This window comes from Citrobacter sp. TBCS-15 (assembly GCF_005280815.1).
GTDB classification, from domain to species: Bacteria; Pseudomonadota; Gammaproteobacteria; order Enterobacterales; family Enterobacteriaceae; genus Citrobacter; species Citrobacter werkmanii.
Genome location: NZ_SZWK01000251.1, coordinates 333,019 through 356,765, shown reverse-complemented (window position 1 = coordinate 356,765; position 23,747 = coordinate 333,019). Strand labels below are relative to the sequence as shown.

The following is a 23,747-nucleotide window of genomic DNA, read 5'->3' as shown; positions in this document are numbered from 1 at the left end:
CATGACACAGAATATTTATCAACAACTGGGGCTAAAACAGGTCATTAACGCCTGCGGCAAGATGACGATTCTGGGTGTTTCCAGCGTAGCGCCGGAGGTGATGCAGGCCACCGCGCGGGCGGCCTCGGCCTTTGTTGAAATTGATCGGCTGGTGGACCGTACCGGTGAGCTGGTTTCCCGCTATACCGGCGCGGAGGACAGCTATATCACCTCTTGTGCGTCGGCGGGCATTGCTATCTCTGTCGCCGCAGCCATTACCCGCGGCGACCCGGCGCGAGTCTCGCTAATGCCCGATAGCACAGGTATGGCGAATGAAGTGGTCATGCTGCGCGGGCATAACGTTGACTACGGGGCGCCAATCACCAGCGCGATTCGCCTGGGTGGTGGTCGCGTGGTGGAAGTCGGCTCAAGTAATCTGGCGGCCCGCTGGCAGCTGGAGAGCGCGATTACCGATAACACTGCCGCGCTGTTGTACGTGAAATCGCACCACTGCGTGCAGAAGGGCATGTTGAGCATTGCAGATTTTGTGCAGGTCGCGCAGGTTCACAACCTGCCGTTGATTGTCGATGCCGCTGCCGAGGAGGATTTACACGCCTGGGTGGCGAGCGGGGCGGATATGGTGGTCTACAGCGGGGCAAAAGCCTTTAACGCGCCAACCTCCGGGTTTATCACCGGGAAGAAACAGTGGATTGCCGCGTGTAAAGCGCAGCACCACGGGATTGCCCGGGCGATGAAAATCGGCAAAGAGAATATGGTTGGGCTGGTGTATGCCCTGGAAAACTATCATCAGGAACAAACCGTGGTTACCGCTGAAGAGCTCCGCCCCGTGGCGCAGGCGATATCAGCGATTCCCGGACTGGACGCCGATATCGAGCAGGACGAAGCCGGACGCGCCATCTGGCGGATTCGGATTCGGGTGAACGCGCAGGCGCTGGGGCTGGATGCTTATGCTGTAGAAGCGCAACTTCGCGGGGGCGATATCGCGATTTACGCTCGTCGTTACAACCTTCATCAGGGCGTTTTTAGTCTTGATCCGCGTACGGTCGCAGAAGGGGAAATGGCGTTGATCGTAGCGCGATTAAAGGAGATTGCAGACCATGCAGCACATTAATTTTTATCGGAATAAAGTGGCCATTAACGTACTGGCGAAGGATATCGCCAATGCGCGGGAAATCTATGATGCTGCCGAAGGCCATGCGGTGATCGGCGTGCTTTCCGCGCAGTTTACGTCAGTTGATGAGGGCGTTCGGGAAGTTAAACGCTGGATGACGGAGGTGCCGTCAATCTCCGTCGGGCTGGGGGCTGGCGACCCGGCACAGTATTACAAAGCGGCGATGATAGCTTCAACGGTTCATCCGGCGCACGTCAACCAGACCTTTACCGGCTGCGGGTTTGCGGCAGGGGCGCTGGCGGCAACAGGCGGCGAACAAACCCATATCAATGCGCTGGTCAGCCCGACGGGTACACCCGGAGAGGTGCTGATCTCGACGGGCGTCAGCAGTAGCCAGGGCACGCCAGCCCGCGTTTCCTGCGATGCAGCGGTACGGATGATGTTGGATTCAGGGGCTCACACGGCGAAGTTCTTCCCGATGGGGGGAGAGCGGTCGCTGCCTGAGTTGTACGCGCTGGCGACGACCGCTGCGCGCAACGGCATGACGCTGATTGAACCGACGGGCGGGATCGATCTCAATAACTTCGGCATTATCCTGAAAACCTGTCTGGAGGCGGGAGTGCCCCGCGTGATGCCGCATGTTTACAGCTCGATTATCGATCCACAAACGGGTAATACCCGGCCTGAAGATGTCGCCAGGTTAATGGAGATAGTGAAAGAGATGGTGTGATGTTGCTATCGCCGGATGGCACTTCGCTTATTCGGCCTACAGATAACCTCATGTCACCAGCCCGGTCAGCGTAAGCGCTACCGGGCATTTTTGTCCATATGTCTGCTTTATGCTTTTTTCTTCTTGCTGATGCTTTTTCGTTTTTTAAACCGCAGCGGCCTTCCCGCTATAGTCATTTCATTACTCATCAGGCGGTTATTTCAAAAGGATAAAAACGTGAAACTGAAAATACCTCATTTTGCAGCCGGGACGGTGGTATTACTGGCGGGATTATTGCTGGCAGGGTGCGATCAGCAGAGCAATGACGCGAAACATATCAAAGTGGGCGTCATTAACGGCGCAGAGCAGGACGTGGCGGAGGTCGCGAAGAAAGTAGCCAAAGAGAAATACGGGCTGGACGTTGAGCTGGTGGGCTTCAGTGGCTCATTATTACCCAACGATGCCACTAATCATGGCGAACTGGATGCCAACGTCTTCCAGCATCGTCCGTTCCTCGAACAGGATAATAAAGCGCATAACTACAAGCTGGTGGCGGTGGGCAATACCTTTGTTTTTCCGATGGCCGGTTATTCTAAGAAAATCAAAACTATAGCGGAACTGAAAGACGGCGCAACGATTGCAATACCTAACGATCCGACCAACCTTGGGCGGGCGCTGTTGTTGCTGCAAAAAGAAAAGTTAATCACCCTGAAAGCGGGGACAGGTCTGTTGCCTACGGCGCTGGATATTACTGATAATCCACGGCATCTGAATATCATGGAGCTGGAAGGCGCACAGCTACCACGCGTACTGGACGATCAGAAAGTAGATGTGGCGATTATCAGTACCACTTATATCCAGCAAACCGGACTTTCTCCGGTGCATGACAGCGTATTTATCGAAGATAAGAACTCACCGTATGTGAATATCCTGGTGGCACGGGAAGACAACAAAGATGCCGAAAATGTGAAAGAATTCCTGCAATCTTATCAATCACCGGAAGTAGCAAAAGCGGCGGAAACCATCTTCAACGGCGGCGCGGTTCCGGGCTGGTAATTAACCCGTTGCCGCGCCGGTTGGGATTAAACCGCTCTGGCGCGGCGACGTGAGTCCATTGAGATCAGCACTACCGATGAGAGGATCAGCATCGTGCCCAGCCAGTCAGGCAGGGTGAACGTAATGCCTAACAGCAGCAGAGACAGCAACGCGCTGCTCAGTGGTTCCGCGCAGCTCAAAATGCTCGCTTTCGGGCCGCCAATCATCTGCGCACCTTTCAGGTACAGGCTAAACGTGAGTGACGTACCGATGACCACGAGATAGAAAAACGCCAGAATCAAATTGCCATTGACGACAAAGTTGGTTCCCTGCCCGGCATAAAACGGCAGCAGGATCATCCCGCCAATTAACATACTCCAGCCAACAACCGGCAGCGTACCGTAGCGCGCGATAAGCGTTGAAGGGTAGGTGGTATAAAACGCGGCGGCAAATGCGGAGGCAATTCCCCAGAACAGCGCGGCAGGTGAAATAGACAGCGACGTCGGATTACCGTGGGTGACCAACAGGAACGTGCCAATGAGCGAGGTCAGGATCGCGGTTAGCACCAAAATACCCGGTCGCGCTTTACGTACAACGGAAAACCACGCCACGATAATGGTCGGTGATAAAAATTGCAGTACCGTCGCGGTGGCGGCGTTAGATTTTTCGATGGTTAACAGAAAGGTCAACTGTACGGTAAGCGCGCCTACCACGGAGAAAATCAGCAGGCTAATCGCGTCTTTGCGGTTTTTGATAATGGAGAATACTTTGTCGCCGTGAACGAAAGAGAGCATCAGCAGAATAAGTCCGGCGAAAATCAGACGCGTCATGGTCAGGAACTGAGATGACATCTGACTTTGCTCCATGATGTACTGTGCACAAACGCCCGAACTTCCCCACAATACGGCGGCAATCAGGACGTTCATCATCCCTCTTCTGGTGGAACCCATCTTTCCCTCGGCATGTTGTTTTGTTTTATTTGTGTGCAGGCATCATAGCAGAGTTAGCCGCGATTTCTGCCAGCACATCCGCAATCAGCCAGTCATTAAAGACTTTCACCTCCGGACGCATTACCGCGTGTTGCGGCGTGACGATGTAGTATGACCACGTCAGCGGCCAACGGGTGTCGGGGTGAAGTTGCACCAGTTGTCCGTCGGTAAGTAACTGCTGAACCAGCGCCCGGCGAACGATAGCTACGCCCTGACCGCTGATTGCTGCCAGGATCACCGTAGCAGTGGAGTTGATGTGCAGTCCACTGTCGCGGACGGTCGGGGCATGGGTAGCGTTCAAGACATCATCCCAGGCAGGAAAATGAGCACCGGGGTGGGGAGTGTCATCGTGGATCAGCTTTTGCGCGGCCAGCCATTCCCCGCAGGCGATTTTATCTACCGGTACCATTCGTGGGCTGCAGACCAGAACGGCTTCTTCATCCATTAACCAGGTTTTGTTGACGCCGGGCCAGTCACCTTTGCCGCAGCGTACACCCAGATCGGCTTCGCCGTGGGCGACATCCATCAGCTTTTCCGTCACATTCAAACGTAATTCGATGTTTTCATGCGTTTGTGAGAAACGATTGAGACGACTCATCAACCAGTTCATGACCAGGACCTGCGACGCGGTAATAATTACCACTGAGCGTGCCCGACGGCCGCGCAGCTTGTTGAGTCCTGATTCCAGGTTATCCAGTCCCAGAGTGATGTCGCGCAATGCGTCCTGTGCTTCGCTGACCAGCGTGAGGCGTTCTTTGCCCGTGCGGGTGCGATGTAACAGTGGATGGCCTACCCAATCTTCCAGCGCACGCACCAGTTGCCCAACGGCTGCAGGTGTCACGCCCAGTTCCTGCGCCGCGCCGGTGAAGCTGCCATGGCGGGCGGTGGCTTCAAAAGCGTGTAACCATTTTAGCCGATTGAGTGAACGCATCTGCTTTTTTCCATTCTTGTTAACTGTTTTCAGTATACGCCAGCGAGATAGATTTTCTTTCTTGAGTCGCTATTTCTTCTCAGTCGTCAACTTCTGAGCCGACTGGCATCTTTAGCACGTCAACGGATTCTTTAAACGAGGTTAACGATGAGCGCATTATTTGCCGGAAAGAAATTGTTAGTTGTGGGTGGGACCAGTGGGATGGGATTCGAAACGGCGAAACTGATCCTCCAGGGCGGCGGTAGCGTGGTGCTGGTAGGCAACCGCGCCGACAAAGCAGAGCAAGCGCGTCAAACTCTGGCGACGTTGGGTGATGTCGCGGTGATTGTTGCGGATTTGATGTCGGAAGCCGGAGCGCAGCAGGTGATGGCCAGGTTGAATGCCGAGCATAAAGATATCAGCCTGCTGGTAAATGCGGCTGGCGTGTTTTTCCCGAAACCGTTTATTGAACATGAGGTTGAGGATTATGAGCAATATATGAGCCTCAATCGGGCGACGTTTTTCATTACCCGCGACGTGGTGCGCAATATGTTGGCAGACAATATAAACGGCGCCATCGTGAATATTGGTTCAATGTGGGCGCAACAAGCGGTGGGCGCGACACCTTCATCGGCCTATTCGATGGCCAAAGCGGGTCTGCATGCGTTAACCAAAAATCTGGCTATTGAGCTGGGTGCGCATGGGATTCGCGTGAACGCCGTTTCGCCAGCGGTCGTGCATACACCCATCTATGAAGGATTTATCCCGAAAGAAGATGTACAAGGTGTGATGAGCAGCTTTGATAGCTTCCATCCGATTGGCCGGGTCGGTACGCCGCGTGATGTGGCAGAAACCGTCGCGTTCCTGTTGTCAGACAAGGCGGGTTGGGTAACTGGTGCTGTCTGGGATGTCGATGGGGGGGTTATGGCCGGACGTAATGGCTGACAGGGACTGATGCTGCGCATTACAAAACGCCTGCTTATACTAAACAGGCGTTTATGGAAGATCGGAAAAGTTAAGTGCGCTGAGAGTCCAGCAGCTCGTTATTTTTCACAACATCCTGGGCTTTGGTATAGCTTTCAATCAGTAACTGATAAGCCGGGAAGATTTTGGTATAGACTTCGGCCCATTCCGCTGCGTCTTCCCGATTCCAGGTTTTCTGCAGTTCGGACGCAACCGCGGCAGTATCCATCGGCACGACGCCAGCCTGTACGACGCGGGCCATGGTGATCTCCTGCGCCATTTTGCTGTAAGTACCGGAAGCATCGATGACGGCAAAGACTTTATAGCCTTCTGCTACCGCGCTGATGGCCGGGAATGCCATGCATACACTGGTGATGGTACCAGCAATAATCAGCGTCTTACGGCCTGTCGCTTTTACCGCCGCAACAAACTCTTTGTTGTCCCAGGCGTTAATTTCACCTTTGCGTGCGACATAATGTGCGTGAGGTGCGTTCTCATGAATTTCCGGAATAAGCGGACCGTTTGGCCCCTGCGGCACAGAGGCGGTGGTAATCACCGGCATTTTGCATAAGGTGGCGATTTTTGCCAGAGCCGTAGCTCTTGCACGCAGTTCAGTCATTGGCATATCGCCAACGGTCTGGAACAGGCCGCTTTGATGATCGATAAGCAACATAACTGCGTCATTGACATCAATCACTGGGCGTTGGCCATTAAAATTAGCGGGTGTAGACATGATCCATTCCTTGTTGTTGCTTTTTGCAGGTTATCTAACCTGCAGTAAAGTCTATAATCGCCTGGGCGATATCCATTTTTGCTCTACAGCTAATTAACCATTATTGACATCATCATGGTTAATTTCAGGGGGAGGCTAAAGCTATCTTTATCAGAACAGCCTTAGTGAACTAATTTCCTCCGACCCTATGAAAATAACAATGCCTGTTATTATGAAATTATATTTCTGCATTCATATTATTTTATGGTGTGTGTTGGAAGTAGGGGGGAAGATTCGGTGGGTATTTCTGACTGATTTATTTTTATACGGTTATTATTATTGTGAAATAAAATGAATATTAACAATATATCTTCAATGTCAATTTTGTGACTAATGACACGGTTTTCTTGAGAGTAATGATCATGTCTATTTTATTTACTAAGTAATTATTGAATTAAGTAAATTCTCAGATTGATATTTATTGTGCTCCTCCGAACAGCAGAGGAGCACGGTATTAATATTACGGCTCAATCGGTGTCAGATAATCCAGTCGTAGCGGCTCGGCCAGTAGATCGTTCATTTGCAATACAAACGACTGGAAATGCGGCAGGGCGATATGTTCGTCCAGGCCAGCCTGACCGCGCCAGGATTCACGCACATAAAATACATCTGGCGTGTCACGTAACTGGAACAGCGCATACTCAATATTGCCCTCCTCCCGGCGCGTGGGCAGTAAGAGAGCCTGTAGCGCCTGTTTCAGGGCATCTATTTTCCCTGGTTTGGCTTTCAGTACTGCAATAATTGAAATCACTTCTGCATCAGACATGTTAAAACCCCTCCAGCACAATCTTGCCGACCGAGCGACCCGTTTCAATTTGCGCGTGAGCTTTTTGCAGATTCGCCGCAGTGATCGCGCCAAAATGTTCACCCAGCGTGGTATGGATAGTGTGGTCGTCGATCAACTGCGCCACGCGGGTCAATAGCTGATGCTGGGCAATGATGTCGTGGGTGGTAAACATCGAACGGGTGAACATAAATTCCCAGTGCAGGGAAATACTTTTGGCCTTCAGCGGGCGGGCATCAAGGGTTTGCGGATCGTCAATCAGCGCCAGCTTTCCTTGCGGAGCGAGTGCGGCAATAATTTGTTGATAGTGCTGCTCGGTATTGTTCAGGCTGGCAACGTGCGTCACTTCCTTGATCCCTATCCGCGCCAGTTCTTCCGTCAACGGTTTGCTGTGGTCAATCACATGATGAGCGCCCGCTTCACGTACCCATTTTTGGCTTTCCGCACGCGATGCGGTACCGATGACGGTCATTTTGGTCAGCTTACTGGCCAGTTGCGTCAGAATAGAACCGACGCCGCCAGCCGCGCCAACAATCAATAACACATCATCTTCATTGCCATTTTCCTCAACGCCCAGACGGTCGAACAGCATTTCCCAGGCGGTGATGGCGGTCAGCGGCAGCGCCGCAGCAGAGGCGTTATCCAGCGATCGCGGTTTCAGCGCGGTGATTCGCTCATCAACCAACTGAAATTCACTGTTACTCCCCGCACGCCCCAGCGCTCCGGCGTACCAGACTTCATCGCCAGGTGCGAACAGGGTGACGGCTTCACCCACGGACTGCACCACACCAACGGCATCCCAGCCCAGCACGCGCGGCACATCAGCGTTAAAACCTTCGCGGACCTTGGTATCAACGGGGTTGACGGAAATGGCCTTCACTTCAACCAGCAGGTCATGCCCTGTGGCAACTGGCATGGGCAGGTCAATCTCTTGTAAAAACTCAATGTTATTGCCGTTAGTCGCGGCGCGGGTAATGGCGATGGCTTTCATATTCTCTCCGGTCACAGGAATCAGTTGAATAATTCGATGGTAAACCGGTAACAGAACGGGAAAAATAGCCCTACGGCGACAGGACTTATACTTGGGGAGTGAAAATGTTCCGGCTTGAAGATCTCACGTTGTTTGTCCGCGCCGCGGCGCTGAATAGTTTTAGCGATGCGGCACGTGAAGCCGGCGTCCAGCCTGCTCAGGTCAGTTCTGCTATCAAGCGCCTGGAGTCAACGTTGACTATCCGCCTGTTCGCTCGCTCCACGCGCAGCCTGCGCCTGACGCCGGAAGGCGAGATTTGGTTGCCCTATGCCCGCCAGATGCTGGACGTGATGCATGCCGGACTGCAAAAAATTCAGACCCCGGAAGATGAAGTTTCTGGCACGCTGCAAATCGCGGTTCCGTCCGATCTTGGGAGAAATTTGCTGCTGCCGGTCTTTCAATCTTTTCGACGCCGCTATCCTGCGCTGCGTTTGCGGATCTTTTTCTCCGATCAGGTGACGGATGTTTTTAAAGATCCTGTCGATGTCGCATTTCGTTATGGCAATACCGAAGATGCGTCATACATTGCGCTGCCCGTTGCGCCGGGTAATCGACGCGTGCTGGTGGCGTCACCGGATTGGGTTATACAAAATGGTGCGCCGCAGACCCCGGAAGATTTAGCGCAGCTGAACGCCATGACCTTTGTCTTACGTGGACGCCTGCACGACCGCTGGACCTTTACACACGGCGGCGAGGTCAGCAGCGTGCAGGTTAACGGCACGATTATGAGCGATGATGCCGAAGTGATCCGGCGGCTGGCGATTGCTGGTGAGGGGATTGCCTACAAGTCGTGGCTGGATGTTAGCGAGGATGTACGCGAAGGGCGATTGCAGCTGCTGATGACGGATTATCAGGGGGAGAAAGTCCCGCTGAATATGATTTGCCCGCATCGTAAGCAGCTTTCTACGGCAGTACGCTTGCTGCATGACGCCGTGAAGGCGCGATGTGAGATGCTGGCGCAGAGCTAAGATACGCTTTGCGCCAGTACATTACTGTGGTGTGACTTAGTCTTTTTTCGCTGCGTTAGCAAAGAAAATATCAGACTGAATGTCTTTGGTGCGGATGGTAAACAGCTGATTAGTTAGATCTTCCGTTAACTTCTCGGCATCGGCCATGATGCGCAGGTTGAAGTCATTCAGCATTTTATCTGCGGCAGGTTTATTGCTTTTCGCCATCTTCAGATATTCTGCTTCGACCTCTTTTTGCTCCTTCGCCACTTTATCTTCCCACGCTTTGTAGGCCTTTTTGACGATTGGCGCGAGCTTCGGATAATCGGTCATCGTCAGCGTCTGCAATTTACGATATTTCCAGTAGATGGATTGATCGTCAGCCTTATCTGTACCCATTGTATAGTTGGCCGGATATGCTTTCAGGCCGCTGTAATACGGAACAAAGGCGGTGAGATCGGCCATACCCAGACCAATGTAGGTTGTTTCACCGATCTCTTTTGGCAACCACGGACGTACCTGCATGACATGCGCTTCATAGGTGCGGAAGACGCTGACCGGACGCCATGGCTCTTTACCGTTCAGGCCATTGGTGTACGGGTCATGACTGGTGCCTTCATAGTGGCTACGCAGCACGGCTTTCACATCGTCCAGCGTCATTTTCTTCTCTGGCTTCATGAAGACCGGGAATTCACGTCCTTTGGCCATATCCTGATTTACGGAAGGATTGAACGTTTTCTGGATGGTCCATACGCGAGGATCGTTATACGTACGGTCACGCTCGTCATCACGGGTATAGGCTTTGGCGAAGTTGAATTTGCCATCTTTCGCCGGTTCATACAGGCCTTTTTCCGTTGCGAATTGAATCAGATTTTTTGACGCCATCATATCCGGGTTTTTAGGATCGTAATCCTGTAGGCGGCCCTGATTACCGGTGGCGAAATATTGGTTATTGGGCAGGCGCTGCGCCATCCACTGGTGGTCGCTGCCAGTTTCCAGGTACCAAATCTCGTTATCGTCGACCACGGCAACGCCAAATCCTTCACCAGCACCGACGGTTTCAACAATATGTCCCAGCAGAGCCACGGCTTCACGCGCGGTTTTGCTCTGTGACAGCAGAATATCCGGGATATCGTCTTCAGTGATCCCTTTATCCTCAACGTATGGGTCGGCGGTCAGCGCTTTTGGTGAAGCAAAAATAGACTCTGTCCCACTCACGCCGACGCCCAGTTCGTTAAATCCGGTTGCGCCGTGCAGTTGAGTTTTCCAGTTTGGGACGGTGGTATAACGCAGAGAGTTTTTCGGCAGTGGCCAGGTAAAATCATTCGCGCCATTATGTGCTTTGGTGCTGTATACCCCGGTCTGATTCTGTTTTGCCGGATGAATGACAAAATGCTGTGCTTTCAGGGCATCGCTGTCTGCGCTACGGGCGACCAACATGGAGCCGTCCGCTGATGCTTCATTGCCGACCAGCAGGGTCGTACAAGCAAAACCTGATGAAACAACCGCCAAATTTATTGAAAGTGCAATCAGGCACTTTTTAAAAGTAAACATTACGTATCCCTCATATGTACGCCAAAATACACCGGAAACATACCGTTTCCTGAAATGCGATAACGCCTGAACGCTCAGACATTACTCGCGAGAGAGATAAACGCCCCTGCCCACGTCTTCTCCAAATATTCATTCGTAGATTGAAGTCTTCTGGACAAAATAACATGTCCATTTCGCTTAATTATTACGCAACGAATATCCTGATATTCAGGATGTTTCCTGATTCGCGGTGAAGAATAGAATGGCTTATTAGTGGATTCAGTGACCTGTGTCGCGTAAGTTAATGATGACAAATGTGAATCCTGTGGCAGCACCGTGCTTTTTGTTTCCGGATATGACGTTACCTTTTGCGGCAATACAGCGAGGGAACATTGGAACTGGCGAAAATCCATGCGCCCTTATACTCCTCCATAACCAGGCTCAGGCTGCGTCCGGTCTGCCGATAAAACCCGGGCAACGTATTGTTGATATCCGCTTCATCGGCCGTGTCGGCGAAGGTTTTGACAACTTGCATGGCCTGTAACACCCGTGCATCACGCTGTTGGGTGTAGCTGAAATAGATGTTCCTGCTGATGTCTGAGATATTACGCCCATACAGCTTACCGGTAATTGTCGATAATCCTTCCTGGTTGTACATCCGAAATGAAACCGTTCCAGCAAAGCGGTTGCTGCCAATATTCCATTCAACGTTTCCAACGCAATTTAGCGGCTTTTCGGCATAACGTGAATACCATAGCCAACTACCTGAACCGAGTAGGGTAACCAGGCCAATAGTGAGCAAGATTATTTGGCGTGTTTTTTTCATTGCCCGCGCATCCAGTAATAATGGGTAGTACAAAATGCGTGGGCATCAATCCGCGCATCTTTATCGCATACAAATGCTACCATCCTCTCTGCTTTGAGGTAGCCAGATAGAAATACGTGTTTGTTGTTTTCACAGAGTAAAGGATGAAGCTGCATCAGATTGAAATAGCCATGCTGGTCGTACTCATTTGGAGAGTAATAAATTTTGCAGTTTTGCCGCGAAGGGATCTGCATGGAAACAGAGACAAACTTACTAAATGGCATAACCGGGCGAGTCTGATACCACACCAGCCAGATAACCAGAGTGGCGATAACAACACTAACGCTAAATAAAATGTTCCACCAGGAGATCTGCGTCGTTTGTTGTGGCGCGGTAAGAATTACCTTTGCAGGCGCGCGCTCCTCAATAACCGGTGACTGGGAAACGTCACTCTGAGGATCCGGTATCACTTCGACCTGAGCGTTTTCATTCAATCTTAGCCCACGGCGGGAAATAGTTTTCACCGTATCGCGCGGTAGTCCCACTTCCGCCAGCGCATTACGTAACGTCAGAATTGCCTGGTAGAACGTGTTGGTGGTGGTGACATTATTTCTCTCTCCCCAACCCACTATCATCAACGTGTTTTGGGAAACAATGTCACTTGCGTGAGTAATTAAATAGAGAAAACAGAGCGAAGCAGGGAGCTGGAGTTGTATTGTGCGCCCGGTCTGACGATTGACCAGACTTTTGCTATCAGGATTAAATTCGACCAACTGATTGATAAGATACAATTGCCCAGCCCTCAGTAACCAAAACGTATCACAGCGTGTCCTTGCACACCCCTTAAATTTTACATCCAAATCGATAAGACGCCTCACTCTTTGTACATGATCGAAGATAAGAATTTCACTTAGGGGATAAAAACCCTTCAAATACAACAAGTTATTAACCTAATTTCTTAGGTTGGAATTAGCTAATGTTAAATAATGAGAATTCATTACAGTTTTATCTGGGTTATCATTATATTTATCCACAGAGCGACAAGGGTGATTAAGTTATCTGAATTGTGTAATTAACAAGTAACCTTTACATCGGTTATTTTTTAGCAAATAGTGCTTTTTTAAGATTTATCCTAGAATTTTAATTTATGCATAAAATTCCTAATGCCCAGATTGTTATTCTGAGATAAAACATAAAAAAACTTAGCGGTATGGCATTGTTTACCGTATGTACATATTAGCGCATCAAGAGTTTATTACATTTTTTTAGGGTTGCTGTTATTAACTGACAAGGAATGTCATGCGTGTCGGATTGACACATTTATTTACCGATGAAATATTTATGGAAAAATAACAGGAGTCATTTTTGATGAAGAGATCCCCATCACAGAGTATTCGTTGCATAAGCTGTGAATTATCCTGTCAATTATTTCCGGATACTGCGGTACGCGCCAGGTACTGTCACCGTGCCGCTTTTGCGATCTGGCCGGAGGGAAATGGCTTTCTGCAAAGAGGAGTTATTGAAAAACTTCTACTTAATAATCAAAATCATTTGTCGCGCGGGTTTATTTTTGTGGATTTCTCCTTCCCAAACCTGCGCCTGTTCGCCGACCCGCAATGGGTTGACCGTCTGGCGTATAGCGGCATGCATATTGTTTTGATAGCGGACCGGAACCTGGCGCCGTTAGCCAACTACTGGCTGTCGAAAAGCAATAAAATACAAGGCATTATATATTCTGATGATGATGATGACGTACAGCATCAGAAAATGAGACGATTATTTACGGGTCATCTCGCTAACAGTAAACGTGGACGCTCACTCAACTATACAGAAATGATATTACTGAAGCGATTTGTCTCAGGAAAAAGTATTCAGCAAATTACCCAAATAGATAATATTGATATTAAGAAAATATATGTCTATAAGCTCCGGCTTGAAGATAAGTTGGGCCATAGTATTCATCAAATACTATCGAATATTTTATAACGCATTTCTGATTTTTATTATTTCACATCCTTGAGATGTGGTGGACGCTCTACGCCTGATAGCAGGAGGCTAATATGCCAAATCCCAAATCTTACTCTCGTATTGCCATCGCGGTTTCAGCCGCATTAACGTCTATGATATTTTCAGCCCATGCAGCCTGGGTTGATGTTGATAGTCTTCCTTCCAGCGGTCTGGTTAGCAGTCTGCCCCCGGAATTGCAGGCAATCATCCCAGCGCAGGCAAATGCCAATTTTGCTAAAACCAGCGCCATGCCAAATTATGTTTATCAGTGGAGTGCTGGCACCATTCCCGTTTATGGTAATGGATTAACGTTGAATGGACCCGGTGCAGAAGCTTTTGAGCACTCTGTTACTGTTATTCAGAACAGCGCGACGGGTAGCCCGGGCGTTATTTTCGGTGACGATCTGACGATCCGCACCCAGTCGAAAAATGCCGCCAATAATGGAAAAGATGTTGACGGTATTCGCACGCACGGGGCCAATACGCCGGATAACCCGGTCTTTATCATCACCGGAGATCGCACCAGTATTTATGTGGATGGTCAGGATGGTGATGGTATTAACGCCGGTTATAACGCGATAGGCCAGGGCTGGATAGGCTCGGCTAATATCTACGTCGGTGACGATCTGTACATCAAAACGACGGGTAACCAGGGGCGTGGTATCACCGCCAATGCCATGCGAGATGCGACGCTTGCTAAAAATACGATTGTTGTTGGCGATCGTGCGCACATTGTGACGACCGGCGACGGCTCTGAAGGCATTCGCTCCGGGCAGAGCGGTTCCTCGATCCTGCTTGGCAATGACGCCACCATTGAGACATCGGGTACCTCTTCCACGGGCATTTATGCCGCCTCATCTTCCAAAACGGAACTGGGCAATAACGCCACTATTACGGTTAACGGCGCGAGTGCGCATGCGGTCTATTCCACCAACGCGACCGTGAACCTGGGCGATAACGCGACGATTAGCGTGAACAGTTCTGGAAAAGCGGCTTCATACAGCAAAGCACCACGCGGACTGTTTGCGATCTCACGCGGGGCGATAAATCTGGCCGGTGGTGCCGCCATTACTATGGTGGGCGACCACAGTACTGAAAGCTATGCCATCAGCACCGAAACGGGCGGTACCGTAGACGGATCCACCGGTGGACGCTTTCTTATCGACGGCGATCTTCATGCTGCCGGAGCGATAGCCGCGACCAGTAGTTTGCCCCAGCAAAACAGTACGATTAAGCTCAACATGACCGATAATTCGTTATGGAACGGGGCGTCTTATATCACCAGCGCGACCGCCGGGACGGGGGTAATCTCTCTGCAAATGAGCGATGCGACCTGGAATATGACCAACAGCTCAACGCTGACCGACCTGACGTTGAACAGCGGGGCAGTGGTTAACTTTGGCCATGTTGACGGCGAACCGTGGCAGACGCTTACGATTAATGAAGATTTTACCGGGAATGGCGGCAAACTGGTTTTCAATACCGTCCTGAATGACGATGCCTCCGAAACCAATAAATTGACAGTGCTTGGTAACACGACGGGTAATGCCTTTGTGGCGGTGAACAACATTGGCGGTACCGGGGCGCAGACTGTTGAAGGTATTGAGATAATTGAGGTTGCTGGCAATTCTGACGGCACATTTGAAAAAGCGAGCCGTATTGTTGCCGGGGCGTACGACTATAACGTTGTGCAGAAGGGCAACAACTGGTATCTGACCAGCTTTATTTCTGCTCCGCCCGATCCGGTGGACCCTGTTGACCCTGATCCCGTAGACCCGGACCCGGTTGATCCCATCGACCCCGACCCCGTTGACCCGGATCCGGTGGATCCGATTATCCCTGATCCAGTTAACCCTGACCCGACCGATCCTGTGGACCCGGTTATTCCTGGACCGGAAGAGCCTCATGTTCCGCCGGTCACAGAGCAACAGTATCGTCCGGAAGCCGGCAGCTATCTGGCGAACAATTATGCCGCTAACACGCTGTTCATGACCCGACTGCATGATCGCCTGGGGGAAACCCAGTACGTTGACATGCTGACCGGTGAGAAAAAAGTTACCAGCCTGTGGATGCGTAACGTTGGCGCGCATACCCGCTTCAAAGACGGTAGTGGGCAGTTGAAAACCCAAAGTAACAGCTACGTCTTACAGTTAGGCGGCGATCTGGCGCAGTGGAGTAGCGACGGCCTCGACCGCTGGCATATTGGCGCGATGGCAGGTTATGCCAACAGCCAGAACCGCACGCAGTCCAGCCTGACCGGTTACCACTCTCGTGGTCAGGTCACCGGTTACAGTGTGGGACTGTACGGCACCTGGTATGCCAATGACGCCGACAAGACCGGTACCTACGTGGATACCTGGGCGCTGTACAACTGGTTTGATAACAAAGTGATGGGCCAGGAGCAGGCGACAGAGAAATACAAATCCAGCGGGATAACCGCTTCTGTTGAAGCTGGTTACAGCTTCAAACTTGGCGAAAGCGAGCGCAATAGCTACTGGCTGCAACCGAAAGCGCAAGTGGTGTGGATGGACGTGCAGGCCGACAGCCATCGCGAAGCGAACGGGACCCGCGTGAAGGATGACACCGATGGCAACCTGATGACTCGTCTGGGCGTGAAAGCCTTTATCAACGGCCACAACGCCATCGACGACGGCAAATCTCGCGAGTTCCAGCCGTTTGTCGAAGCCAACTGGATCCATAACACGCAGTCTGCCAGCGTGAAGATGGACGATGTGAGAAACGACATGCGCGGCACGAAGAATATCGGCGAGCTGAAAGTGGGGGTTGAAGGTCAAATCACTCCGCGCCTCAACGTGTGGAGCAATGTGGCCCAACAGGTTGGCGACAAAGGCTACAGTGATACCCGCGGTATGCTCGGCGTAAAATATAATTTCTAATGTAAGTGAGTAATGGAAAAGCCGCTGATTCACCGATCGGCGGCTTTATTTTTTTGGAATCGTAGTCCGGGATAAGCGTCAGCGCCATCCGGCATCAGGTTAACATGTAAGCGCCACTTACATGTTAACTCGCAATTCAATGGAGAGTCGCCAGCGTGCTCTCAATTCTTTTTAACTTCTGATTTGCTTCTTGCAGCTCATCCTGCAGCCGTTGTTCCTGTTCGCCGTAGACCATCAGGACGATACAACCATTCATCACTGGCAAACATAATAAATTCGCCTGTCGGGGATTGTGGAAGGTGTTTATTCGAAATGTCGCCTCCGTTTCAATCTGACTAATCGCGCAGCAGTCAACGTAGTATGCCAGAGATCAACACAGGATAAAGAAAGCTAAAAAGAGATGTGATTTAAGAAGAACTTACTTGAGGAACTTTGGCGGAAGATCACAGGAGTCGAACCTGCCCGGGAACGCTGGCGTCCCCAACTGGATTTGAAGTCCAGCCACCTCACCGGAGATGACGATCTTCCGCGCCTCGATTGCTACATGGAGGCGGGGCGCATTATAGCTACTTCCTCGGGTTTCCACACCCCCTCACTCACTTTTTTAACTTCCGTTTCTCCTTACCATGACCCCTTTCAAATAAATCTCTACAAAATCCATCACTTACAATTAGACATATTTTTAGACGCTACTCCGATCACAGAAAACAAGAATCGTAATTTGATAACGAGATATCGGAATACCCGCGCTCACAGGGATGGTTTACAAGAACTGTAACCGGTACCAGTGCGTGTGAAAGTGCCAACAAGGATGCGTAATGAAAAGTGAGATTCTGTCTGTTAAGGAGAAGATTGGTTACGGCATGGGCGATGCCGCCAGCCACATCATCTTCGATAACGTCATGTTATATATGATGTTCTTTTATACCGATATCTTTGGTATCCCGGCCGGATTTGTCGGCACGATGTTCTTACTGGCCCGCGCGCTGGATGCCATCTCAGACCCCTGCATGGGGCTGCTTGCTGACCGTACCCGTTCACGTTGGGGGAAGTTTCGTCCGTGGGTGCTGTTTGGCGCGCTGCCGTTTGGTCTGGTTTGTGTTCTCGCCTACAGCACGCCCGACTTCAGCCTGCACGGCAAAATGATTTATGCCGTCATCACCTATACGCTGTTAACCCTGCTTTATACCGTGGTGAATATCCCTTATTGCGCGCTGGGCGGCGTGATCACCAATGACCCGACGCAACGTATCTCCCTGCAATCGTGGCGCTTTGTGCTGGCGACGGCGGGCGGCATGCTCTCCACCGTCCTGATGATGCCGCTGGTAAAGCTGATTGGCGGTGAAAACAAGGCCCTGGGCTTCCAGGGAGGAATCGCAGTGCTCTCGGTTGTGGCGTTCCTGATGCTCGCATTCTGCTTCTTCACCACCAAAGAACGTGTTGAAGCGCCGCCAACCAACAATTCAATGCGTGAAGACCTGCGCGACATCTGGCAGAACGACCAGTGGCGTATTGTCGGCTTACTCACCATCCTCAACATTATGGCGGTCTGCATTCGCGGCGGCGCGATGATGTATTACGTTACCTGGATTTTGGGCACACCGGAAGTATTTGTCGCCTTCCTCACCACCTATTGTGTCGGCAACCTGATTGGCTCTGCGCTGGCAAAACCACTGACCGACTGGAAATGCAAAGTTAGCGTCTTCTGGTGGACGAACGCCCTGCTGGCCGTCATCAGCGTGGCGATGTTCTTCGTACCGATGCACGCCAACATCACCATGTTTGTCTTTATCTTCGTGATTGGCGTCCTGCATCAGCTCGTGACGCCAATCCAGTGGGTCATGATGTCCGACACCGTCGATTACGGGGAGTGGTGTAACGGCAAACGTCTGACGGGGATCAGCTTTGCGGGAACGTTGTTCGTGCTCAAACTGGGTCTGGCGCTTGGCGGGGCGCTGATCGGCTGGATGCTGGCAGGCGGTGGCTACGATGCCGCGGCGAAAACGCAAAACAGCGCCACCATCACCATCATCATTGCATTGTTCACCCTTATTCCGGCTATTTGTTACCTGCTGAGTGCTGTGATCGCCAAACGCTTCTACACCCTGAAAACCCCGTATCTGACTGAAATTATGCGTCAACTGGCACAGGGGGCACACCGTAATCAGCAGGATTTTACGACGAAAGAATTACAGAACTAAGGAACCGATTATGAAAATTAGCGACGGAAACTGGCTGATTCAGCCTGGTCTGAATGTGATTAATCCAATCCAGGTGTTCGAGGTTGAACAGCAAGGTAATGAGATGCTGGTCTACGTTGCGCCGCGTGACGTGCGTGAACGGACCTGGCAACTCGATACCCCGTTGTTCACGCTGCGCCTTTTCTCGCCGCAGGAAGGCGTGGTAGGTGTCCGGATGGAGCACTTCCAGGGTGCGCTGGATACCGGTCCGCATTACCCGCTGAACGTGCAGCAGGACGTAAAGGTTGAGATGCAGAACACCTCTGAGTTCGCTGAGCTGAAGAGCGGTAATTTGAGCGTTCGCGTCACCAAAGGCGAGCTCTGGTCGCTGGATTTCCTGCGCAACGGTGAACGTATTACCGGCAGCCAGTTGAAAAACAACGGCTATGTACAGGACGTCAACAGCGGACGCAATTACATGTTCGAGCGCCTGGATCTGGGCGTCGGTGAAACGGTGTACGGGCTGGGCGAGCGCTTTACCGCGCTGGTACGTAATGGGCAGACGGTAGAGACCTGGAACCGCGATGGCGGCACCAGTACCGAGCAGTCTTACAAGAATATCCCGTTCTATATCACCAACCGTGGCTACGGCGTGCTGGTGAACCATCCGCAGTGCGTGTCGTTTGAAATCGGTTCTGAGAAAGTGTCGAAAGTGCAGTTCAGCGTCGAAAGCGAGTATCTGGAATATTTCGTCATCGACGGCCCGACGCCGAAAGCGGTGCTGGATCGCTATACCCGCTTTACCGGTCGTCCGGCGCTGCCGCCAGCCTGGTCATTTGGCCTGTGGCTCACCACCTCGTTCACTACCAACTACGACGAAGCGACGGTAAACAGCTTTATCGACGGCATGGCGGAGCGCAACCTGCCGCTGCACGTTTTCCACTTCGACTGCTTCTGGATGAAGGCTTTCCAGTGGTGCGACTTTGAGTGGGACCCGCAGACCTTCCCGGACCCGGAAGGCATGATCCGCCGCCTGAAAGAAAAAGGCCTGAAGGTCTGCGTATGGATCAACCCGTACATCGGCCAGAAATCACCTGTTTTCAAGGAGCTGAAAGAGAAAGGTTATCTGCTCAAGCGCCCGGACGGTTCCGTCTGGCAGTGGGATAAATGGCAGCCGGGGCTGGCGATTTATGACTTCACCAACCCGGAAGCTTGCGAATGGTATGCCGATAAGCTGAAAGGCCTGGTAGAGATGGGCGTGGACTGCTTCAAAACTGATTTCGGCGAGCGTATTCCGACCGACGTGCGCTGGTTCAACGAGGCTGACCCGCAGAAAATGCACAACCACTACGCCTATATTTACAATGAGCTGGTGTGGAACGTGCTGAAAGAGACCGTCGGTGAAGAAGAGGCGGTGCTGTTCGCCCGTTCAGCCTCCGTGGGCGCACAACAGTTCCCGGTGCACTGGGGTGGCGACTGCTACGCCAACTATGAATCGATGGCCGAAAGCCTGCGCGGCGGCCTGTCCATTGGTCTCTCCGGCTTTGGCTTCTGGAGTCATGACATCGGCGGCTTCGAAAACACCGCCCCTGCGGACGTCTATAAGCGCTGGTGTGCATTCGGGCTGCTCTCCAGCCACAGCCGTCTGCATGGCAGCAAATCCTACCGTGTGCCATGGGCGTACGACGAAGAGTCCTGCGACGTGGTGCGCTACTTCACCGAAATGAAGTGCCGCATGATGCCGTACCTGTATCGCGAAGCAGCGCGCGCCAATGAGCTCGGAACGCCGATGATGCGCGCAATGATGCTGGAGTTCCCGGACGATCCTGCATGCGATTATCTCGACCGCCAGTATATGCTGGGTGACTCGGTAATGGTGGCGCCAGTGTTTTCCGAAGTCGGTGATGTGCAGTTCTACCTGCCGGAAGGGCGTTGGACGCATCTGTGGCACAACGACGAAATTCGGGGCAGCCGTTGGCATAAACAGCAGCACGATTTCCTGAGCCTGCCGGTGTACGTGCGCGACAATACCTTACTGGCGCTGGGCAGTAATAACCAGAAGCCGGACTACGCGTGGCATGAAGAGACCGCATTCCAGTTGTTCCATCTGCAAGAAGGTAGGGAAGCGGTCTGTGAAGTACCATCGATGGACGGCTCGGTTATCTTCACGCTGAAAGCGATACGCACGGGTAACAGCATTACCGTACAAGGTCGCGGTGAAGCGCATAACTGGACGTTGTGCCTGCGTAATATCCCGCAAGTTAGCAGCGTGAAGGGCGGTTCACATGCCAGCAACGAGTGGGGCGTAGTGGTGACCCCTGAAGGTGACGGGCTGACGATTACCCTGTAAATGTAGCCGACGTGGTGCCGGATGCATTTTATCCGGCCCACGATGCGAGCAGCGTTCCAGATCTGAAAATCAAAAATATTCTGACTTAAAAAATTACCTACCCATATTTGCGAGCGCTATCACTCTAATTCCCGTAAAAAATGTGATCTGCGCCGTAAATATCTCACTATTTCCCCGTTTTGTCTTATTTCTGTCCGGAATACAGGACACGATTTAGTATTGTTGGCGCATCGCAGTCCTCTTATATTTATCATCACGGATTACACGTGGAGCATAAACGCTTCTTTAGATATTTAATCTGGTGTGTGATAAGGGTAAATAATGCAAATGATTACCTCGCGACAAAACAGATTATTAAAATTCCTCCTGTCCCGGAAGGAATATGTCACGCTACTGAAAATTGCCGAATATTTGGCTGTTTCAGAGAAAACAGTCCAGCGCGATCTGCGGTTACTGGAACCATGGTTAGCGGAATGGAAAATAGCCATCGATAAGCGTACTGGCGCAGGCGTAATATTAAGCGCCGATAATATTACTGATCTGTTGTATCTGGATCAGTTATTAGGGAGCGAGGGTGATGATACTGACGGCATGATGAATAATTCGCGGCGCGTCAAAATAGCATCGCAATTATTAAGCGAAACGCCGCATGAAACGTCGATCAGTAAATTATCTGAACGTTATTTCATCAGTAGCGCATCGATTGTTAACGATCTGAAAGTGATTGAATCCTGGATAGCGCCATTGGGGTTATCGCTGATCCGCAGTCAAAGCGGCACGCACATTGAAGGTAGTGAGAGCAGCGTGCGCCAGGCGATGGCATCGCTGATTAACGGTGTGATTAACCATAATGAACCCGGCAGCATGGTGTATTCGCGTCTTGATCCCGGCAGCTATAAAGCGTTAGTGCATTACTTCGGCGAGGAAGACGTTTTATTTGTCCAGACGCTGCTGCAGGAAATGGAGAACGACCTGTGTTGGTCATTGGGGGAGCCTTATTACGTCAATATCTTCACCCATATTTTGATCATGATGTACCGCATCACGCGCGGAAATGCGCTGCCGAGAAAAGATGAAAACATCACCTCATGCGACGAGAATATTTTTTCTATTGCCAGTCGTATGATTCAGCATATCGAAAAACGCATCGCTCACCCACTGCCGGAAGACGAAGTCTGGTTTATCTATCAATACATTATCTCGTCCGGCGTGGTGATTGAAGAACATAATGATGTGAGCGTAATTGGTCATATGCACTCCAGCGACGAAGCGCGCTTGATTACCCATCGACTGATTGCCATCTTCGCCGAGATGGTCGACAGCGATCTCAGCCAGGATACTGCGCTGTATGACGGATTGCTAATCCATATTAAGCCGCTGATTAACCGCCTGAACTACCAGATCCGCATTCGTAATCCGCTGCTGGAGGATATTAAAGGCGAGTTGCAGGACGTCTGGCGTCTGACCCAATGTGCAGTGAATAGGGTATTTAGCGGTTGGGGAGAGCGGGCCGTTTCGGAAGATGAAGTGGGATACTTAACCGTCCATTTTCAGGCCGCAATGGAGCGCCAGATAGCGCGTAAGCGGGTGTTGTTAGTCTGCTCAACCGGGATTGGCACCTCGCATTTACTTAAAAGCCGCATTCTGCGCGCCTTTCCGGACTGGACGATTGTCGGCGTGGTGTCAGCTGGCAGTTTGCCCTCCGTACTGACGGACGATATTGAGCTGGTGGTATCGACCATTAATTTGCCCGCCATTGCTATGCCGGTCGTGTATGTCACCGCCTTTTTCAATGATGCGGATATTAAGCGGGTAACGGAAACGGTTATTACGGAAAAATTACATCGGGCGACATCGCTGGTCGTTGAAAATTAATGTCTGAACTCCATGAGGTATGATTGATGGACATCACGAAAATTCTCAATACAAATCGCGTTATTTTGGATATGAAGGCTACGAACAAAACGGAGGCTATTGAGGAACTTACTGATATTCTGCAAAAGGATGGGGCAATTAGCTGTCGGGAAACATTTATCCAGGATGTCTGGCAGCGCGAGTCCGAAGGCTCGACCGGATTCGAAAATCATATTGCGATCCCCCACGGGAAATCCTCGGCGGTAGTTAATACCACCCTGGCAATTGGTCGTACCCGCCAGGATATTCCCTGGGAAACCCTGGACGGCAGCAATGTGCGCTGCATCATTCTGTTTGCCGTACGTCTTGAAGATCAAAACACGACCCATATTCGTCTGCTCTCGCAGGTTGCCGGCGCGCTAGCGGATGATGACATTATTGAACAACTCTTAGTTGAAAGTAGTCCACAAAAAATTATTGAGCTGTTTAGTCAATATGCTGAATCCAATGTCTGCTAAATAAAATGTGGAGCATGTTATGAATATTGTTTGTGTTGCCGCCTGTACGGCTGGTATTGCGCACACCTATATTGCCCGCGAAAAATTAATTAAAGGTGCTAAAGCGCTTGGGCATAATATAAAAGTTGAAACCCAGGGCACCATCGGAACGGAAAACGAACTGCTGGCAGATGATATTTCTGCCGCGGATGTCGTGATTCTTGCCGTCGATGTCAAAATAAAAGGGGAGGAACGATTCTCAAATAAACGTATTGTGCGAGTAAAAACCGAAATCGTCATAAAATCGCCCATTCAGTTTCTTGAAAAGGTCGAAAAATCATTAGTTAATACTAACCAGTAGCGATCCTCATTCT

At 51.2% G+C, this 23,747-nt stretch carries 21 protein-coding genes and 1 tRNA gene; 12 read left to right on the top strand and 10 right to left on the bottom strand.

All coding sequences use genetic code 11. The features are described 5' to 3' along the window. The first annotated feature begins 1 nt into the window (after window position 1). From dgaE to nlpA, 3 genes are all read left to right on the top strand, one after another. Complete coding sequence (gene dgaE, locus FDW96_RS14540) at window positions 2–1,111, top strand: D-glucosaminate-6-phosphate ammonia lyase (RefSeq protein WP_137365875.1); 1,110 nt, start codon at window positions 2–4, stop codon at window positions 1,109–1,111. Beyond that, window positions 1,098–1,841, top strand: a complete 744-nt coding sequence (locus FDW96_RS14535; protein ID WP_137365874.1) for a 2-dehydro-3-deoxy-phosphogluconate aldolase — start codon at window positions 1,098–1,100, stop codon at window positions 1,839–1,841. The genes dgaE and FDW96_RS14535 overlap by 14 nt, the downstream gene beginning before the upstream one ends. A 216-nt stretch (window positions 1,842–2,057) precedes the next feature. Continuing rightward, on the top strand, window positions 2,058–2,876 hold the full coding sequence (gene nlpA, locus FDW96_RS14530) for a lipoprotein NlpA (RefSeq protein ID WP_042311515.1): 819 nt from the start codon (window positions 2,058–2,060) through the stop codon (window positions 2,874–2,876). Window positions 2,877–2,902: 26 nt separating this feature from the next. Here nlpA and FDW96_RS14525 read toward each other — a convergent pair whose 3' ends face one another. Then, window positions 2,903–3,805 carry a carboxylate/amino acid/amine transporter gene (locus FDW96_RS14525; protein WP_137365873.1) on the bottom strand — a complete coding sequence of 301 codons (903 nt, stop codon included), beginning with the start codon at window positions 3,803–3,805 and terminating at the stop codon, window positions 2,903–2,905. A 25-nt stretch (window positions 3,806–3,830) separates the two neighbouring features. After that, window positions 3,831–4,775 carry a LysR substrate-binding domain-containing protein gene (locus FDW96_RS14520; protein WP_137365872.1) on the bottom strand — a complete coding sequence of 315 codons (945 nt, stop codon included), beginning with the start codon at window positions 4,773–4,775 and terminating at the stop codon, window positions 3,831–3,833. A gap of 147 nt (window positions 4,776–4,922) precedes the next feature. Here FDW96_RS14520 and FDW96_RS14515 point away from each other — a divergent pair, with 147 nt between their 5' ends. Then, window positions 4,923–5,699: an SDR family NAD(P)-dependent oxidoreductase gene (locus tag FDW96_RS14515; RefSeq protein WP_079225796.1), complete on the top strand. Its 777-nt coding sequence runs from the start codon at window positions 4,923–4,925 to the stop codon at window positions 5,697–5,699. Window positions 5,700–5,769: 70 nt separating this feature from the next. Here FDW96_RS14515 and FDW96_RS14510 read toward each other — a convergent pair whose 3' ends face one another. The 3 genes from FDW96_RS14510 to FDW96_RS14500 all read right to left on the bottom strand — a co-directional run bounded on the left by FDW96_RS14510 (window position 5,770) and on the right by FDW96_RS14500 (window position 8,264). Then, on the bottom strand, window positions 5,770–6,450 hold the full coding sequence (locus FDW96_RS14510) for a hydrolase (RefSeq protein WP_042311522.1): 681 nt from the start codon (window positions 6,448–6,450) through the stop codon (window positions 5,770–5,772). Between the two features lie 499 nt (window positions 6,451–6,949). Beyond that, on the bottom strand, window positions 6,950–7,255 hold the full coding sequence (locus FDW96_RS14505) for a putative quinol monooxygenase (protein ID WP_042311525.1): 306 nt from the start codon (window positions 7,253–7,255) through the stop codon (window positions 6,950–6,952). 1 nt (window position 7,256) lies between these two features. After that, a complete protein-coding gene (locus tag FDW96_RS14500) occupies window positions 7,257–8,264 on the bottom strand; it encodes a zinc-binding alcohol dehydrogenase family protein (RefSeq protein ID WP_137365871.1) in 1,008 nt (335 codons plus the stop codon). A gap of 104 nt (window positions 8,265–8,368) precedes the next feature. On the opposite strand from FDW96_RS14500, the gene FDW96_RS14495 reads away from it, so the two are divergent. Then, window positions 8,369–9,271, top strand: a complete 903-nt coding sequence (locus FDW96_RS14495) for a LysR family transcriptional regulator (protein ID WP_137365870.1) — start codon at window positions 8,369–8,371, stop codon at window positions 9,269–9,271. A 36-nt stretch (window positions 9,272–9,307) separates the two neighbouring features. On the opposite strand, the gene FDW96_RS14490 is transcribed toward FDW96_RS14495, so the two are convergent. The 3 genes from FDW96_RS14490 to FDW96_RS14480 form a co-directional block, all read right to left on the bottom strand. Continuing rightward, a complete protein-coding gene (locus tag FDW96_RS14490) occupies window positions 9,308–10,804 on the bottom strand; it encodes a C69 family dipeptidase (RefSeq protein ID WP_137365869.1) in 1,497 nt (498 codons plus the stop codon). 340 nt (window positions 10,805–11,144) lie between these two features. Further along, the gene (locus tag FDW96_RS14485) at window positions 11,145–11,609 is read right to left on the bottom strand and encodes a hypothetical protein (protein ID WP_042311533.1); all 465 of its coding nucleotides are present in this window, start codon (window positions 11,607–11,609) and stop codon (window positions 11,145–11,147) included. Further along, window positions 11,606–12,379: a transcriptional regulator gene (locus FDW96_RS14480; RefSeq protein WP_079226201.1), complete on the bottom strand. Its 774-nt coding sequence runs from the start codon at window positions 12,377–12,379 to the stop codon at window positions 11,606–11,608. The genes FDW96_RS14485 and FDW96_RS14480 overlap by 4 nt, the downstream gene beginning before the upstream one ends. A 577-nt stretch (window positions 12,380–12,956) precedes the next feature. Here FDW96_RS14480 and FDW96_RS14475 point away from each other — a divergent pair. Further along, on the top strand, window positions 12,957–13,574 hold the full coding sequence (locus FDW96_RS14475) for a helix-turn-helix transcriptional regulator (protein ID WP_042311535.1): 618 nt from the start codon (window positions 12,957–12,959) through the stop codon (window positions 13,572–13,574). A 74-nt stretch (window positions 13,575–13,648) separates the two neighbouring features. Further along, window positions 13,649–16,492 carry an intestinal colonization autotransporter adhesin MisL gene (gene misL / locus FDW96_RS14470; protein WP_137365868.1) on the top strand — a complete coding sequence of 948 codons (2,844 nt, stop codon included), beginning with the start codon at window positions 13,649–13,651 and terminating at the stop codon, window positions 16,490–16,492. A gap of 136 nt (window positions 16,493–16,628) precedes the next feature. On the opposite strand, the gene FDW96_RS25545 is transcribed toward misL, so the two are convergent. Together FDW96_RS25545 and FDW96_RS14465 are read right to left on the bottom strand one after the other, a co-directional pair. After that, window positions 16,629–16,757: a hypothetical protein gene (locus FDW96_RS25545; RefSeq protein WP_256372614.1), complete on the bottom strand. Its 129-nt coding sequence runs from the start codon at window positions 16,755–16,757 to the stop codon at window positions 16,629–16,631. Window positions 16,758–16,925: 168 nt separating this feature from the next. After that, window positions 16,926–17,020 (bottom strand) — tRNA-Sec (locus FDW96_RS14465). A 290-nt stretch (window positions 17,021–17,310) separates the two neighbouring features. Between FDW96_RS14465 and FDW96_RS14460 the strand changes: the two genes are divergently transcribed. From FDW96_RS14460 to FDW96_RS14440, 5 genes are all read left to right on the top strand, one after another. Beyond that, window positions 17,311–18,693 carry a glycoside-pentoside-hexuronide family transporter gene (locus tag FDW96_RS14460; RefSeq protein ID WP_038635456.1) on the top strand — a complete coding sequence of 461 codons (1,383 nt, stop codon included), beginning with the start codon at window positions 17,311–17,313 and terminating at the stop codon, window positions 18,691–18,693. A gap of 10 nt (window positions 18,694–18,703) precedes the next feature. Beyond that, a complete protein-coding gene (gene yicI, locus FDW96_RS14455) occupies window positions 18,704–21,022 on the top strand; it encodes an alpha-xylosidase (RefSeq protein ID WP_137365867.1) in 2,319 nt (772 codons plus the stop codon). A 321-nt stretch (window positions 21,023–21,343) separates the two neighbouring features. Continuing rightward, window positions 21,344–22,897 carry a transcription antiterminator gene (locus FDW96_RS14450; protein ID WP_042311540.1) on the top strand — a complete coding sequence of 518 codons (1,554 nt, stop codon included), beginning with the start codon at window positions 21,344–21,346 and terminating at the stop codon, window positions 22,895–22,897. A gap of 26 nt (window positions 22,898–22,923) precedes the next feature. After that, entirely contained in the window at window positions 22,924–23,394 is a 471-nt protein-coding gene (locus FDW96_RS14445) for a PTS sugar transporter subunit IIA (protein WP_003024008.1), read from the top strand. A gap of 19 nt (window positions 23,395–23,413) precedes the next feature. Further along, on the top strand, window positions 23,414–23,734 hold the full coding sequence (locus FDW96_RS14440) for a PTS fructose transporter subunit IIB (RefSeq protein ID WP_042311542.1): 321 nt from the start codon (window positions 23,414–23,416) through the stop codon (window positions 23,732–23,734). The last annotated feature ends 13 nt before the right edge of the window (window positions 23,735–23,747 follow it).